Raw genomic sequence first — 14,352 nt, 5'->3', positions numbered from 1 at the left:
GTGCGGCCCACCGGTCCGGGCCGCACGGCGGGGGTCCTGGCCGCGGCCGGGGCCCTGCTCCTGACCACCGTGCTCCTCGGTCTGGCCGTGGGCTCGCAGCACGAACCGGTCAGCACCGTGGTCGACGTCGTGGTGCGCCGGCTCGGGCTGGGCGACCCGCACGTGACGCTGCTGGACGACCAGATCGTCTGGCAGCTGCGGCTGCCCCGGGTGTTGGGAGCGGCCGCGACCGGCGCCGGCCTCGCGGTCTGCGGCGCCGTGCTGCAGACCCTGACCGGCAACGACCTCGCCGACCCCTTCCTGCTCGGGATCTCGGACGGGGCCGCCGCCGGCGCGGTCACCGTGATCGTCCTCGGTGTCGGCGTGGCCGGTGCGGTGGGCACCGCCGCGGTGGCGACGGCGGCCTTCGCCGGCGCCCTGCTCGCCGCCGTCGTCGTGCTGGCCCTGGCCGCCGCCCGCACCCGAACGCTGCCGACCACCCGGACCGTGCTGGCGGGCATCGCCGTGGGACAGCTGTGCGGGGCCTACACCTCGTTCGCCGTGCTGGTCCTCGGGGACCGCAACGCGGCGCGCGGTGTCATGGAGTGGACGCTCGGCTCGGTCGCCGGGGTGCGGTGGCCCACCGCCGTCCTGCTGACCGCGGTCGCGCTGATCGGGGTCACGGTCCTGGCCTCCTCGGCCCGTGACCTGGACGCCTTCGCGTTCGGCGAGACCGCCGCGCGCTCGCTCGGCGTCCACGTCGAGCGCACCCGCTGGGTCCTGGTCGCCACCGCCGCACTGGTGACCGCCTGCCTGGTCGCGCACACCGGCGTCATCGGGTTCCTCGGCCTGGTCGTCCCGCATGTGGTCCGCCTCGTCTGCGGCCCGCGCCACGCCCTCCTGCTGCCCGTGTCGGCACTGGTGGGCGCGTCCCTCCTGGTGGGCAGCGACATCGTGGCGCGCTCGGTCCTCCCCGACCGGGAGATCCCCGTCGGCGTCGTCACGGCCGGGCTCGGAGCACCCTTCTTCGCCTGGCTCCTGTGGCGCCAGGGGCGGACCGACGGGAGGGGACAGTGACGGCGACGCCCCCCGTCGAGCTGCGCGCCGAGGGACTCCGGGTCCGGGCCGGCGGAGCCACCCTGCTGGACGCGGTCTCGCTCGCGTTCGCCCCCGGCCGGATCACCGGCCTGCTCGGGCCCAACGGCGCCGGGAAGACCACCCTGCTGCGCACGGTCGCCGGACTGACCAGGCCGAGCGCCGGACGGGTCCTCCTGAACGGGGAGGACCTCCACGCGCTCACCGCCCGCCGACGGGCCCGCGAGGTGGCCTTCATGGAACAGCAGGCGGACACCCGCCTGTCGCTGCCGGTCCGCCAGGTCGTCGACCTCGGACGCACCCCGCACCGCAGCCGCTGGCCCGTCCCGGCGAACACCGCCGCCGACGCCCACGAGCGGGCGGTGTTCGCCGACGCCGTCGCCGCGGCCGACGTCGGCCACCTGCTCGACCGGTCCTGGCCGACGCTGTCCGGCGGCGAGCGCCAACGCGTCCAGCTCGCACGGGCGCTGGTGCAGGAGCCGGGCGTGCTCCTGCTCGACGAGCCCACCAACCACCTCGACCTGCGCCACCAGCTCGGGTTCCTCGGCACCGTGCGCGGGCTGGGCATCACCACGGTGGCCGCCCTGCACGACCTCGAACTCGCCGCCGCCTACTGCGACGACATCGCCGTCCTGCGCGGCGGCCGGCTGGTCGCCCACGGGCCCGGCTCCGAGGTGCTCACCTCCCCCATGATCGCGAGCGTCTACGGCGTCGACGCCACCGTGGAACGACACCCCCGGCACGACCGCCCGCACGTCCGGTGGAACGGACTGCTCCACGAAGGGACAACGCCATGACCTCGCCGCCCCGGGAAGTCCCCGACCGGCGCAGTGCCGTCCTCCTGGTCGGCATGTCGATCGCGGAAGCCGTCCGCCGCGACGAGCTCCTCCGGGCGGCGGCCCCGCACCGGGCCTCGATCGCGTTCCTGCAGCAGGCGGACCCGTCCCTGTCGGCCGAGCTGACCAGACTGGCCGACGCGGGCACCGGGACCGTACTCGTGGTCGGCGTCCGCCTCGCGGCCACCGGCCCCGCCCACTCCTGGCTCCGGCGGATCGCCGCGCACTGGTGGCGCGAGCGCACGGGTCACCGGCCCGACCTGCTCGTCGCGACCCGCCTCGCCGACTCGCCCGACGCGGTCGCCGCGGTGGCCGCGACGACGAAGGCGATCACCGGCACGGAGCCCGGCCTCACCTCCGCGGCCTGGGAGGACGTCCCCGGTCACCGGCACCAGGTCCTGGTGTGCCGCGGGCCCCGCTGTGCGGCCATGGGCGCGGAGGAGGGCCTGCGCACCCTGGTGCGGACGCTGGCCGAGCACGGCCTCGGGGACGACGACGTGCTCGTCACCCAGACCGGGTGCCAGTTCCCCTGCAACCAGGCCCCCGTCGTCACCGTCCAGCCGGACGACGTCTGGTACGGGAAGGTCGACCCCGTCGCCGCCGGCCGCATCGTCACCGAACACCTCACCAGCGGAAGGCCGGTGGAGTCCCACCGCCTCCCCCGCCACCGGAAGGAGCAACCGGACGGCCCCGGCTGATCACGATCACCGGCACGGGAGCGGGGTGAACCCCGTTCCCGGCCCGCGGCGATCCGCCCACGGCGCGGTGAAGCAGCCTCGTCGGCATGGTCGGCCACGGCCCCGCCATCCGCCTCCTCGACCTCGGTATGGCGGCCTGGCGGTAGGGTGACCATCGATCTACGAAGCCGATTCGTCCTCGCCGAAGCCCCGCGGTGGATACGGCGAAGCTGCTACCGCCGGCTGCCAGGACACGTTTGACCGTCTTAGGTCCGATGGCGAGGCAACAACGCGGAACTCGTACCCACCGTATGACGCCGCGCCGAAGACCACCTCGACCGCAGAAGGGATCTCCCGATGACCGAGCCCGGCTCCCCCGCACCCGGCACAGCGGCGAAGGTCCGGCCCCGTGTGCAGGTGGTGGCCGGGTTGCTGCGGTCCGGGGATCACATTCTGCTGGTGCGTGAGGCCGTCACGGACGGGGGCCGCTCGCCTGGTCACTGCCCGGCGGTGGGGTGGAGACGGGCGAGCTGCTCCACGAAGCCCTGCGCCGCGAACTCCGCGAGGAGACCGGTCTGGAGGTCACCGCTCCCGAGGGGCTGGCCTTCGTCGTGCACCACGACACCCCCGAGTACCCGTCGGCAATCCTGTGTGCGCTGGAGTACGACTCCTGGGAGGGGGACATCACCGTGTCGGACGATCCCTCCGGTGACGTCGTCGAGGCACGGTTCTTCCCCCTCGACGAGGCCGTCCAGGAGATCACCGGGACCACCGGCCCGCCGCATCACCAGCCGCTCGTCGAGTACCTTCGCGGCCGGGCGCCCGCCGGAACCGTCTGGTATGTACCGACGGGCCGCGGGCGGCACCGACGAGCTGGTCGCACGCGTCGCGCCGGTCAGCCCGTGATCGACCGGCCACACACTCGGTTGCGGCCACTCTTCGGCATTCGTGGCGCAGTGACGCTGTGACCTGCCGGGCTCGACAGGGCTCCGTTCGACGGAGCAGGGTGGTTCCGAAGACGGAACACAGGCGCCAGCGGCCGACGGTCACAGCGCGCCTCAAGGGTCGGGAGCGGCAGTGGGCGAGCGCAGCGGGATCGAGTGGACGGAGGCGACGTGGAACCCCACGACCGGGTGTGACCGGGTGTCCGCCGGATGCGACAACTGCTACGCCCTCACACTGGCGAAGCGGCTGAAAGCCATGGGGGCCCCGAAGTACCAGAACGACGGCGATCCGAGGACGTCCGGGCCGGGCTTCGATCTGACACTTCACCGGGGCGTCCTGCGCGCTCCGTACGGCTGGCGCACCCCCCGGACGGTCTTCGTCAACTCGATGTCGGATCTCTTCCACGCCCGCGTTCCGCTCGACTTCGTCCGCCAGGTCTTCGCCGTGATGGCGGACACTCCGGAGCACACCTACCAGGTGCTGACCAAACGGAGCCGTCGGCTTCGGCGTGTGGCAGAGCGCCTGGAGTGGCCGCCCAACGTCTGGATGGGCGTGTCCGTGGAAGGCGCGGCGGAGCTCGCCCGTGCCGACGACCTCCGTACGGTCCCCGCCGCCGTCCGCTTCCTGTCCTGTGAGCCGCTGCTGGGCCCGCTGGACGGGCTCGATCTGACCGGCATCCACTGGGTGATCGCCGGTGGTGAGTCCGGCCCGGGGCACCGCCCGATGGAGGCGGCATGGGTCCGGGAGATCCGTGACACCTGCCTTCGCGACGAGGTGGCGTTCTTCTTCAAGCAGTGGGGCGGGCACACCCCCAAGGCCGGCGGGCGCCTGCTCGACGGGCGGACCTGGGACCAGCTGCCGCTGCCGGTCAGTGTCTGACCGGCGGACGCACCTCCAGGTTCTTGATCGTCGACGCCCTGCCGTCCCTGGCGATGAGCCCGGCCTCGTGGAGCTGCCGGATCGCCTTGCCGACCACGGTGTCGGGGACCTGGCCGTAGTAGTCGCCGAACACCTGGACCGTGTGGTCGACCAGTTTGAACGGTCGCCCCCGCTGTACGAGCTTGCGGATGTTCTCGGCGATGGCCGGCACCGCCTCCTTCTGCACCTTCGCAGGGTCCGGCCTCCGCATGGTCGCCACCGTGAACAAGGCGTTGTCGTTCGCCTCCTCCTCCAGCTCGACGCCCTCCCACCACGTGTCACGGGCGCGTGCGTGCGCGTCGCCGAACACCCACAGTCCGTGGTTGCTCCGCGTTCCGAACACCAGGTTGTAGACGGCCTTCTGCCCCGGGCCCCTGGTGACCGGGACCGAGACCATGCGCATCCCGGTCTTCTTCCCCAGCCGCAGGCTGTACTCGGCCGCCACCCTCTCGTCCGCGTCCTGGGTGTACCCGTCGGCGAAGTAGCGGCGCCACCAGGTGCCGCCGCAGACCGCGTCCAGCCGCTCGTTGGTGCGTTCGTTGCCTTTCGGGGAGTGCGAGTTCCCACCGATCCGGCGCACGGCCATCATGCTGAAGTTGAGCAGCAGCTCGGTGGGTGGCCACCTCGCCGTGCTCCGGCGACGCGCGAGGATGTCCACCAGGCGCTCGAACGGCAACGCGAGGCCGCACGGGTCGAGGAACAGGAACAGCGGCCTGCCCACCGCCGCGGCGAGGACCTCGTCCACCAGCCCGTGGACGTCGCCGTGGAACGCCCGGGCATCCACCCCTCGGGACCGGTACTCGTTCACCAGTGTTTCGAGCTGGACGAACGACTCGGCGGACCTCTCGGCGAAGAAGCACGTCCAGCGGACCTGTCCTCGGTCCTGGTGCGCTGCCGCGACCCTGAGCACACGGTCGGCCGACCCGGACTCGCCGTTGAGATAGCGTCCCTCTCCCGCGTACCCGTCCAGGTAGACCACTTCACCCCCCGGTGAGCCGGTCATTCCGCCGAACTTCGGTATGTACCGGCTCAACAGGTCGTGCTTGAACCGGCTGGGCAGCGCCGGCGCGGTCCAGTACTCCCCCGAGGTGCCCTTCGACATCCGTCCCTCCCGGCCCGAGACCCGCACGACTCGTCGACCGTTCCAGGGTGGGCGAGCCGCAGCCCGTCCGTAAAGACCGCCGTCCGGTCCAGTACCACGTGCGACAGCCGACTCACCGGTGGTCAACGCGGTTCCGGCCGCTCCGGCTCGGCCGACGGGGCCACGCGGCGTCACTCCCCGGGCGTGTCTGAGCTTCCGGACGACGCGGCGCCGGCCGACAGTGCCGCACGGATGTCACCGAGCAGCTCGGAGAGCCCGCGACCCGGATCCATCCGGTCCTCCAGGTCCGCGAGCAGCTCGGCGGGAAGCTCCGCCAGCAGCTGCTCCACCTCCCTCAGCAGCCCGCGCCCGTGGCGCAGCTCCTGTTTCATCCGGGCGACCAGGGTCTGCAGGCCCCCGACCCTGCGCCGGTTGGCCTCCAGCCCGTCGTACTGCTCCGGGGACAGGACGACGACCTGCACACCGTCCACTGTCTCCGTCCGGGGCTTCCCGGCCTTCGGCATGGTGATGACCCTTTCCGACTACCGGGCTGGTTCCGCGGCCGGCCTGCCGGTGGCCTCCGGCTTCTCGAAGCGCACGGTGGGCTCGAAGTTGGCGCGCCGGGCGGCGCGGCGGAAGACGGTGAGGACGGCGGGGCCGACGACGAGGACGGCGGTGAAGGTGGTGACGGCGCGGCCGGTGTCCCAGCCGAGGGAGGTGGCCAGGTCGAAGAGCAGGTATCGGTGCCACTGCTCGGTGAAGGGGAGGCCGGGCAGGTAGGCGACGGAGCTGTTCGGGTCGGTGGAGAACGGCCAGAAGGAGAGGTTCAGCAGGAATCCGAAGAGGTAGCCGGAGAAGGCCCCGTAGGCGGCCAGCATCGGGACCTCCCAGCGCCGCCGGGTTCGCGGGAGCAGCCCGGCGAGCAGGCCGACGAAGGCGCAGCCGAACATCTGGTAGGGCATCCACGGCCCGACGCCCCCGGTGAGGAGGGCCGAGGCGAACAGGGAGGTGCAGCCGAGGGTGAAGCCGAAACCGGGGCCGAAGACACGTCCGGCGAGGACGAGGACGAAGAAGACCGTCTCGACCCCGGCGGTGCCGGCACCGAGCGGCCGGAGTGCGGCGTTGACGGCGGAGAGGACGCCGAGCATGGCGAGGGCCTTGGCGTCGATGCCGCCGGAGGCGATCTCGGCGATCACGACGGCGAGGACCAGGACCAGCAGGGCGCCGAAGATCAGCGGCGGGGCGTAGTTGGAGCCGAACTTCCCGGGGGCGACGACGAACGGCCAGGTGAAGGCGACCAGGCCGACGAAGGCGGCGAGGGCGACGACCACGCGGGCCCGGCCGGGGATCCGGACGGCGGTCATCGGGCGGCCTCCGCGGTCTCCAGCCCCTTCGCCACCTGGGCGACCGTCAGGTAGGGCAGTGGCGCCAGGATCTTGGCGGTCTGGGGGGAGAAGGTGGGTGAGGCGACGATGACGTCGGCGGTGGGACCGTCGGCGACGATCTCGCCTTCGGCCATCACCACCACGCGGTCGGCGGCGGAGGCGACGAACTCGACGTCGTGGGTGGAGACCATGACCGTGCGTCCCTCGGCGGCCAGGGCGTCGACGATGCCGACGAGCGCCTCCTTCGCGTGGTGGTCGAGCCCCCGGGTGGGTTCGTCCAGCAGGACCACCCGGGGTGCCGCGGCCAGCTGGATCGCCAGGACAAGGGCCAGTTTCTGGCCTTCGGAGAGGTCACGGGGATGGCTGCCGTCGGGGATCCCGGGGGCGAGACGGTCGAGGATCTGCCGTGCGGTCGCCCCGGCGGCCCGGCCGGACTCGCGGTCACCCTGGCCGAGTTCCTCGGCGACCGTCTCCAGGTACAGCAGGTCGGTGGGGGTCTGCGGTACGAGTCCCACCAGCCGGCGGGCCTCCGCCGCGGAGCCCCGTCTGGGGTCCTGGGGCCGCCCTCCGCCGGTCCCCGTGACCCGCACGCTGCCGCCCTGCCGGGGCCCGGAGCCCTGGAGGGCCCAGAGGAGGGACGACTTGCCGGAGCCGTTGCGCCCCATCAGGGCGGTGACCTCGCCGGCCCGCAGCTCCAGTCCGGCCTCCCGGACGGCGGTCACCGGACCGTGGCGGACGACCACCTTGCGGGCCTCCAGCACGGTCTCCCCCGCTGTGGCCGCCGGACGCGGCGGGGGGACGCGCACGGCGGTGAGCCGCTCGCGCAGCGGCGCGGCGGCGCGGCGGGCGTCGCGGACGGAGAGCGGCAGCGGCTGCCAGCCGGCCAGGCGTCCGAGGTCGACGACGGGCGGTGCGACCGTCGTGCGCCGGAAGACCTCGGCGGGCGGGCCGTCCACGACGGTGCCGTCACCGGGCAGGTAGGCGACCCGGTCGGCGTACTGGACGACCCGCTCCAGGCGATGTTCGGCGAGCAGGACGGTGACGCCGAGGTCGTGGACCAGCCGGGTGACGGCGGCGAGCACCTCCTCGGCCGCGGTCGGGTCCAGGGCCGAGGTCGGCTCGTCCAGGACCAGGACCCGGGGGTGCGCGGTCAGCACGGAGCCGATCGCGACGCGCTGCTGCTGACCGCCGGAGAGCTCGTGGAGCGCGCGGTGGCGCAGGTCGGCCAGGCCGAGCAGGTCGAGGGTCTCCTCCACGCGCTTGCGCATCACCTCCGGCGGGACGGCCAGCTGCTCCATGACGTAGGCGAGCTCCTCCTCCACCGTGTCGGTGACGAAGCCGGCCAGCGGGTCCTGGCCCACCACGCCGACCACGTCGGCCAGTTCACGCGGCGGATGCCGGGCGGTGTCCCGGCCGTCGACGGTCACCCGGCCGCGCAGGGTGCCGCCGGTGAAGTGCGGGACCAGGCCGTTGACGGCGCCGAGCAGGGTCGACTTGCCGACGCCGGTGCGGCCGACCACCAGGCAGAGCTCCCCCTCCGGGATGTGCAGGTCGACGTCCCGCAGGACCGGAGTGGTCGCGCCGTCGTACACCACGCCGACCTGGTCGAATCGGATCACTTGGTCACCTCGGTGGACGGGCGGTCGGCACTGCCGGCACGCGTGGGCGCGGGTGTCCCGCCCCGCGGACGGGGCACGGCGCCGGGCACCGTCGGGCGGCCGGGCGGCGGGGCGATGACACCGGCGGCGCCGGCCAGCAGCAGGGCGAACACCGGGACCGGCGGCAGCGTCGGCCAACTCAGCGGGTAGAGGGAGGGGTTGAGATCGGTGGCGTCGTAACCGACCGTGGCGAACAGCAGGACGGCGGCGGCCACCCCGCAGCCGGCGACCCCGAACTCGGCGGCCCGCCAGCGGTCCGGGCGGTAGGTGGTGCGCCGGACCCGGCGCCCTCCGAACAGCAGCCCGGCCACGCACAGCCCGGCACCGATGACGAAGGCGGGCAGTCCGAGCGCGGCGGGGGCGGTTCCGTCCAGCAACCCGTACACCCCTGCGCAGAGCCCGCACATGCCGAGCAGCATCAGGGCACCGGTGGTCCGGCGGGAGCGGCGGGTGACGGTGCCCGAGCGTCCGTAGCCGCGCGAGTCCATCGCGGCGGCCAGGTGGAGCGAACGCTCCAGGGCGTCCTCCAGGACCGGGACGACGATGCCGCGCAGGGCCCGCACGCCCTTGGCCCGGCCCGCCCGCAACCGCCGTGCCCGCGCGACCCGTTGGACGCTCTGCACCAGCTGCGGGGCGACGCTGAGCGAGACCGTCACGGCGACGCCGAGCTCGTAGAGCGCGCCGGGCAGGACACGAAGGGCGCGTTTGGGGTTGGCGAGGGTGTTGGCGGCGCCGATGCAGCAGATCAGGCAGGCGAGCCGCAGTCCGTCGAAGGCCGCCGAGAGGGTGGCCTCCAGCGAGACCGGGCCGCCGATCCGGATGCCCGCGTACCAGGCGGGGGTCGGGATGTGGGGCAGCGAGAAGAGCAGGTGGTCGTGCGGCGTGATGCCGGTGGCGAAGACGCAGCGGAACACCACCCGGATCGCCACCACCGTGAGTGCCAGCACCAGGTAGTACTTGAAGCCCCGGGCCCACGGAGCCTCCGTGCGGCGGGCGGTGACGACGTGGCCGAGGACGGCGAGGACGAGCAGGAGCAGCAGCGGGTTGGTGGTGCGGCTCGCGGCGGTCGCCAGGGCGAGCGCCCAGGTCCACCAGGCCAGGGGGTGGAGGTCGCGCGGGCTGCGCCGGCCTCCCCCGGCGCGCCCGGGGGCGGGTCGGGGGAGGCCGGTGCCGGGTGCGCCGGGCATGGTCACCCGGTCACTCGGCCCGGCGGCGACGGCGCGCGACGCCGAAGGTGACCAGCCCCAGGAGCACCAGGAGGGCACCGCCGACCACGGCGGGGACCATCGACCCGGCGTCGTGCGGGGCCTCGGCCGCCGGGGCCGCGTCCACCACCGGCGGCCCTGCGGCGTTCACGGACGCCGACGGGGCCGGTGTCTCGGTCGGGGACTCCGGCGCGGGAGCGGTCTCGACGGCCGCAGGCGTCTCCGACGGCGCCGGAGCGGGCGGATCGGTGCTCTCGCCGCTCGGGGCCGAGGGCTCCGTGGGCTCCGGTACCGGCACCACCGCTGTCGGCACCTCGGCCGGCGGGGTCGCCGGCCGGGGAGGAGCGGCGCCGGAGGTGGCGCTCGGGGCCGCGGTCGGCCGTTTCGGCGCCGTGCCGCCACCGCTTGCACTGCCGCCGCCGGAGGATCCGCCCGGTCCGGTGCCACCGCCGGAGGATGTCGAGCCGCCGGTGGAACCGCTGCCTCCGGTGGATCCGGTGCCACCGGACGAGCCGCTCCCGCCGGACGAGGTACCACCCCCGGCTGCCGCACCGCCGGTGGAGCCACCGGTGCTGCCGCCGGTGCTGCCGTTTCCGGGGTCGGTCGGCGGCGGGGGCTGGGCGGGGGTGGTGGCCGTTCCACCGCCGGGCACCGTGTTGTGGGCGCGCACGGTGTCCGGCGAGAAGGTGGGCCGCCCCTCCGTGCCCTCGATGTTCGTGCCGCCGAAGATCCACAGGTCGACGCTGCCCGGTTTCGGCTGATAGCTCATCGCGCCCAGTTGGCTGTACGACCACTCGTTCTGGCCCGGGTCGGCGTGCCAGTACGACCAGTAGGCCGTGGCCGGGGGCGTCAGCACGCACTTCTCCTGGTCCGGGGCGGGGAACTGCTTGCCGCCCTGGAACCCGCTGTAGCCGATCCGGCAGATGAACGCCGGTCCGTCGTGCCCGGTACCCGCGGTCTTCCAGCCACCCTGGTTGAGCAGCGCGTAGCCGGTGGTGGGGGTCGTGCCGCAGGAGCGCAGCAGCGGCCCGCCCCACCTGCTGAAGTCCACGGCGAGCACCGCACCGGAGCCGGTGGTGCACTGCCCGATCGGCTGCGGCGCCGCCACTGCCGGAGCGGGAACGGCGGTGAGCCCGCCGAACGCGAGGGCGAGCGTCCCGCCGGCGGCTCCGAGCAGCCGGCCGAGCAGCCGGGTCACCGGTGACGCCCCGGGGTCGATCCCGCGCGGCGGCGGGCGATCAGGACCGCGCCCGCTCCGACGGCGGCCAGCACGGCCGCGGCGGTCGCCGGACCCAGCGTCTCGGCTCCGGTGCGTGCCAGGCTTCCGGTGTTCGTCCCGGCCGGCGTGGCATCGACCGGCACCCCGCCGCCCCGGCCTGCGCCGCCTGCGGCACCCGGGACCGGGGCACCGGTGGGCACGTCCCCGGGGGTGGTGGCGGCCGCGGACGTTCCGGTCGGTGCCGGGGAGGCGGTGACCGTCGGGGACGGCGAAGGGCTGCCGCTCACGGTCGGGGTCGAGGTCGCCGTGGGGGCCGGAGAGCCGGTCGGCGTCGAGGTGGCGGTGGGGGTCGGGGTAGGGGTCGGAGAGCCTCCGAGGTCCCGGCGCAGGGTGCCGAAGGAGATCCCGGTGGCGCCTCCGACCGCCTGGGCGGAGGCCCGCACGTCCGAACCCCGCTGGCCCTCGGAGGCGACGTTGAAGCCGCCGTCGCCGTTCTGCTGTCCGGCGAGGAAGTCGAGCGCCTTCGCGATCCCGGGGGCGTACGCGGCCTGGCGCAGACCCATGCCCTGGACGGCGAGCGCGGCCGAGTTGGTGGAGTTTCCGGCCGCGCCGGGGAAGCCCCCGTCCGGCAGTTGCCGACCCGCCAGCCAGGAGATGCCCTTGTCGACCGCCCGAGCGGCCTCGGTGCCGGGGACGAGCGCGAGCGCCATGGCCGCCATCGCGGTGCTGTCCACGTCGGAGTCGCCGGTGGCGGGGATCAGGCTCGGCCAGGAGCCGTCGGCGTGCTGGAGGCTCTTCAGGTAGGCGACCGCGGAGTCGGCGTTCGCGGTGTCGCCGGCGCGCAGTTGCGCCATGATGCCGAGCGCCTGGGAGAACACCGAGGTGGCGTAGGTGTAGTTGCCGGGGCCGGCGCAGCCGGTGGCCGCGTCGGCCCCGGCGCAGACGGCTGCGGCGAGGGCGGCGATCAGGTCGTGTCCGCCGAAGGCGCGCGGGTCACGGCCGACGACCTCGGCGAGCAGCGCCTCCTTGGCGATGGAGCCGCCTCCGGCGTACTCGGTACCGATCGCGGTCCAGTCGTTGACGGTGCGCCCGCCGCCGTCCTTGGCCTGCCCGTCGAGGAAGTCCACGATCCGGCGCAGGGCCGCGTCGTCCGTGCCCGTGGCGGCGAGCGCGAAGGCTCCGTCGAGGGTGAGGCCGAAGTCCGCGAAGTCCGGGAAGCCCTCGTAGTAGTGGCCGCCGACCAGGTTCGCGGGGGCGGTGAGGTAGGCGCTGCCCCTGGCGAGGTCGGGGGTCCGGCCGGCGGGCGTGGTCGGCGGGGTGGTGACGCCGTCCGGATCGTGGCGGACCGTGGTCGGGTCGGTGCCGGTCAGGGCCAGGATCGCCTGTTCGGTGGTGGCCGGGTCGGACTCGGTCGTCGACTCGTCGGGGCCGAAGCCGCCGTCCGTGTTCTGCCGTGCGCTCACCCACGCCTTGGCGGACGCCTCCTTGGACCCCTGGCCGGTGGCCCGCAGGACCTGGGCCGCGGCGGCGGTGCTCACCGTGTCCCCGGCGGCACCGGCGTACGGGGCGTAGGAGCCGTCGGCCCGCTGGCTCGCCGTGAGCCGGTCCGAGGCCTTCTTCGCGACGGCTTCGCCCCCGGCCGTGCCACGGAGCGCGAGGACGGTGAGGCCGGTGGCCACCGGGTCGGACTCGCAGTGGCCCCCGGCCGTGATCATCGAACCGGCGGTCCCGCCGTCGGCGCACTGGAGGGCGGTGAAGCGGGCGAGCGCCTGGGGCGGCGGCGTGACACCGGCGCGCCGCAGGGCGATCACGGCCCAGGCCTGGACCCACGGCGAGGCTGCGCCGTGGAAGTCCCCGGCGGCCGTGCACTTCCCGTTCTCGCCCTGCGCGGTGCACAGGTGGTCGGTGAGCGCGGCGATCAGGTCGCGGCCGCCGAAGTCCCGGGGGTCGCCCTCGGTGCTCTCGGCGACCAGCGCCAGCAGGGCTGCGGCTTTGGCGTCGGGCTTCCCGGCGGGTCCGTCCGGGTACAGGAACGCGTCGGCGTGCGCCGCGAGGTAGCCGACGACCTTGCGCAGGGCCGGGTCCTGGGTTCCGGCCGCGGCCAGGGCGATCGCGGTGAGGGAGGTCCGGGGGAAGTCGGGGCCTTCGAAGGCCCAGTTCCCCATGTACTCGCCGTCGACCAGTCGGCCGGCCAGCCAGGACGCCGCGGCCTTCGGGTCGCCCTCGGAGGACGTCGGGGCGGTCGGGCCCGGGGAGGCGGTCGGGGTCGCGGTGGGCGACGGTCCGCCGTTCCTGGCGCGGACGGAGTCCGGGGTGAAGGTCGGTTTCCCGCTGGTGCCGCCGATGTCGGTGCCACCGTAGACCCAGGCCTCGACCTCGCCGGGCCTGGGCTTCTGGGTGGCGGCGCCGAACCGGCTGTAGGACCAGGTGTCCTGGCCGGGCTCGGCGATCCAGTAGGACCAGTAGGCCGTCGCCTGCGGGGTGTTGGTGCAAGGCTCCTCGGCGGCGGTCGGGTACTGGGTGCCGCCGTTGAAGCTCCCGTTGCCGAGTCGGCAGACGAAGGCCGGGCCGTCGTGCTCGGTGCCGGTGGTGCTGAAGCCGGCGTTGTGCAGCAGGTTCATCCCGGTCGTGGGCCGGGCGTCGCAGCCGCGGAGGACTCCGCCGCCCCAGTGGCCGAAGTCGACGGCGACGATCGCGCCGGTGGTGGCCGTGCACTCCTCGATCGGGTCGGCGGCGGCCCGGCCGGGGTGGGCGAGCAGGACGGTGCCGCCCGCGGCGACCGCGACGGCAGTGGTGGCGAGAAAGGACGTGAACCCTCTGGATCCGCGGCTCGTACGGCTGTTCCTGGCCCTCACTGGCGACTCCCCGATCGGTCACCGGGTCCGCACGGCGCAGCCGACGGCTCCCCCCAGGAGGAACCGCCCCGACCGCGTCGTAGTCCACGACGACGCAAGCACTTCTGTGACAAGGCCCCGGTACAGGCATTCCGGCTCATCCGCCGCTGGGGCGGATCTACGGTTGCGGGTCAGCGCCGGATTCGGACCGGCTTCCCCTGATGCCGAGGATGAAAAACCGGTTCATCTGACCACGTCTGCGAGTCGGAGTCAACGGTGCGTCATGTCGCCTTCCCCACCTCGTGGAACGTCCGGCGGTGCGGTAGCGTCCGCGGTGGCCGAGCGGGGGAACCCGGTGCGAATCCGGGGCTGACGCGCAGCGGTGTGGGGTGGTGTCCTGCGGCACCCCGAGCCCGAATGCCCGCCCGGCCGAGTACTACGGCGAAAGCCTGCCCACGCGATCCGGGCGGCGGCCGCTCGGGCCGTCGCGCTCCCCCGGGAGCGCCGGGGCCGGGGCCGG

At 74.2% G+C, this 14,352-nt stretch carries 12 protein-coding genes and 2 riboswitches; of the genes, 5 read left to right on the top strand and 7 right to left on the bottom strand.

Going from position 1 to position 14,352, the window contains the following annotated elements; translation table 11 throughout:
• From ACFCX4_RS04760 to ACFCX4_RS04740, 5 genes are all read left to right on the top strand, one after another.
• Positions 1 to 1,056, top strand: a 1,056-nt coding sequence (locus ACFCX4_RS04760) for a FecCD family ABC transporter permease (RefSeq protein WP_376138992.1), incomplete at its 5' end; no start/stop codon positions are given.
• Complete coding sequence (locus ACFCX4_RS04755) at positions 1,053 to 1,871, top strand: ABC transporter ATP-binding protein (protein WP_376138991.1); 819 nt, start codon at positions 1,053 to 1,055, stop codon at positions 1,869 to 1,871. The genes ACFCX4_RS04760 and ACFCX4_RS04755, both read left to right, overlap by 4 nt.
• Positions 1,868 to 2,608: a ferredoxin gene (locus ACFCX4_RS04750; RefSeq protein WP_376138990.1), complete on the top strand. Its 741-nt coding sequence runs from the start codon at positions 1,868 to 1,870 to the stop codon at positions 2,606 to 2,608. Before ACFCX4_RS04755 ends, ACFCX4_RS04750 begins: the two co-directional genes overlap by 4 nt.
• Before the next feature lie 494 nt (positions 2,609 to 3,102).
• Positions 3,103 to 3,555, top strand: a complete 453-nt coding sequence (locus ACFCX4_RS04745; protein ID WP_376138989.1) for an NUDIX domain-containing protein — start codon at positions 3,103 to 3,105, stop codon at positions 3,553 to 3,555.
• A gap of 109 nt (positions 3,556 to 3,664) precedes the next feature.
• Positions 3,665 to 4,411 carry a DUF5131 family protein gene (locus ACFCX4_RS04740; RefSeq protein WP_376138988.1) on the top strand — a complete coding sequence of 249 codons (747 nt, stop codon included), beginning with the start codon at positions 3,665 to 3,667 and terminating at the stop codon, positions 4,409 to 4,411.
• On the opposite strand, the gene tcmP is transcribed toward ACFCX4_RS04740, so the two are convergent.
• The 7 genes from tcmP to ACFCX4_RS04705 form a co-directional block, all read right to left on the bottom strand.
• Positions 4,401 to 5,552, bottom strand: a complete 1,152-nt coding sequence (gene tcmP, locus ACFCX4_RS04735) for a three-Cys-motif partner protein TcmP (RefSeq protein ID WP_376138987.1) — start codon at positions 5,550 to 5,552, stop codon at positions 4,401 to 4,403. The genes ACFCX4_RS04740 and tcmP overlap by 11 nt on opposite strands.
• 170 nt (positions 5,553 to 5,722) lie before the next feature.
• Positions 5,723 to 6,013: a hypothetical protein gene (locus tag ACFCX4_RS04730; protein ID WP_376138986.1), complete on the bottom strand. Its 291-nt coding sequence runs from the start codon at positions 6,011 to 6,013 to the stop codon at positions 5,723 to 5,725.
• 60 nt (positions 6,014 to 6,073) lie between these two features.
• On the bottom strand, positions 6,074 to 6,895 hold the full coding sequence (locus ACFCX4_RS04725; protein ID WP_376138985.1) for an ECF transporter S component: 822 nt from the start codon (positions 6,893 to 6,895) through the stop codon (positions 6,074 to 6,076).
• Complete coding sequence (locus ACFCX4_RS04720) at positions 6,892 to 8,535, bottom strand: ABC transporter ATP-binding protein (protein ID WP_376138984.1); 1,644 nt, start codon at positions 8,533 to 8,535, stop codon at positions 6,892 to 6,894. Before ACFCX4_RS04720 ends, ACFCX4_RS04725 begins: the two co-directional genes overlap by 4 nt.
• Positions 8,532 to 9,761, bottom strand: a complete 1,230-nt coding sequence (locus ACFCX4_RS04715; RefSeq protein WP_376138983.1) for a CbiQ family ECF transporter T component — start codon at positions 9,759 to 9,761, stop codon at positions 8,532 to 8,534. The genes ACFCX4_RS04720 and ACFCX4_RS04715 overlap by 4 nt, the downstream gene beginning before the upstream one ends.
• Positions 9,762 to 9,771: 10 nt before the next feature.
• Complete coding sequence (locus tag ACFCX4_RS04710; RefSeq protein ID WP_376138982.1) at positions 9,772 to 10,977, bottom strand: hypothetical protein; 1,206 nt, start codon at positions 10,975 to 10,977, stop codon at positions 9,772 to 9,774.
• On the bottom strand, positions 10,974 to 13,853 hold the full coding sequence (locus tag ACFCX4_RS04705; protein ID WP_376138981.1) for a prenyltransferase/squalene oxidase repeat-containing protein: 2,880 nt from the start codon (positions 13,851 to 13,853) through the stop codon (positions 10,974 to 10,976). The genes ACFCX4_RS04710 and ACFCX4_RS04705 overlap by 4 nt, the downstream gene beginning before the upstream one ends.
• 103 nt (positions 13,854 to 13,956) lie before the next feature.
• Positions 13,957 to 14,088: riboswitch (cobalamin riboswitch) on the bottom strand.
• An 89-nt stretch (positions 14,089 to 14,177) separates the two neighbouring features.
• Positions 14,178 to 14,255: riboswitch (cobalamin riboswitch) on the top strand.
• Positions 14,256 to 14,352 lie beyond the last annotated feature (97 nt).

It is taken from the genome of Kitasatospora sp. NPDC056327 (assembly GCF_042261735.1).
Classification (GTDB): Bacteria; Actinomycetota; Actinomycetes; order Streptomycetales; family Streptomycetaceae; genus Kitasatospora.
The sequence above is the reverse complement of the archived record's forward strand: the minus strand, read 5'-3'. Positions and strand labels throughout refer to the sequence as shown.

Excerpts from the sequence above, each read along its gene's own strand:
- ACFCX4_RS04750 (WP_376138990.1), top strand. The coding sequence starts at position 1,868 with ATGACCTCGCCGCCCCGGGAAGTCCCCGACCGGCGCAGTGCCGTCCTC.
- tcmP (WP_376138987.1), bottom strand. The coding sequence starts at position 5,552 with ATGTCGAAGGGCACCTCGGGGGAGTACTGGACCGCGCCGGCGCTGCCC.
- ACFCX4_RS04725 (WP_376138985.1), bottom strand. The coding sequence starts at position 6,895 with ATGACCGCCGTCCGGATCCCCGGCCGGGCCCGCGTGGTCGTCGCCCTC.
- ACFCX4_RS04715 (WP_376138983.1), bottom strand. The coding sequence starts at position 9,761 with ATGCCCGGCGCACCCGGCACCGGCCTCCCCCGACCCGCCCCCGGGCGC.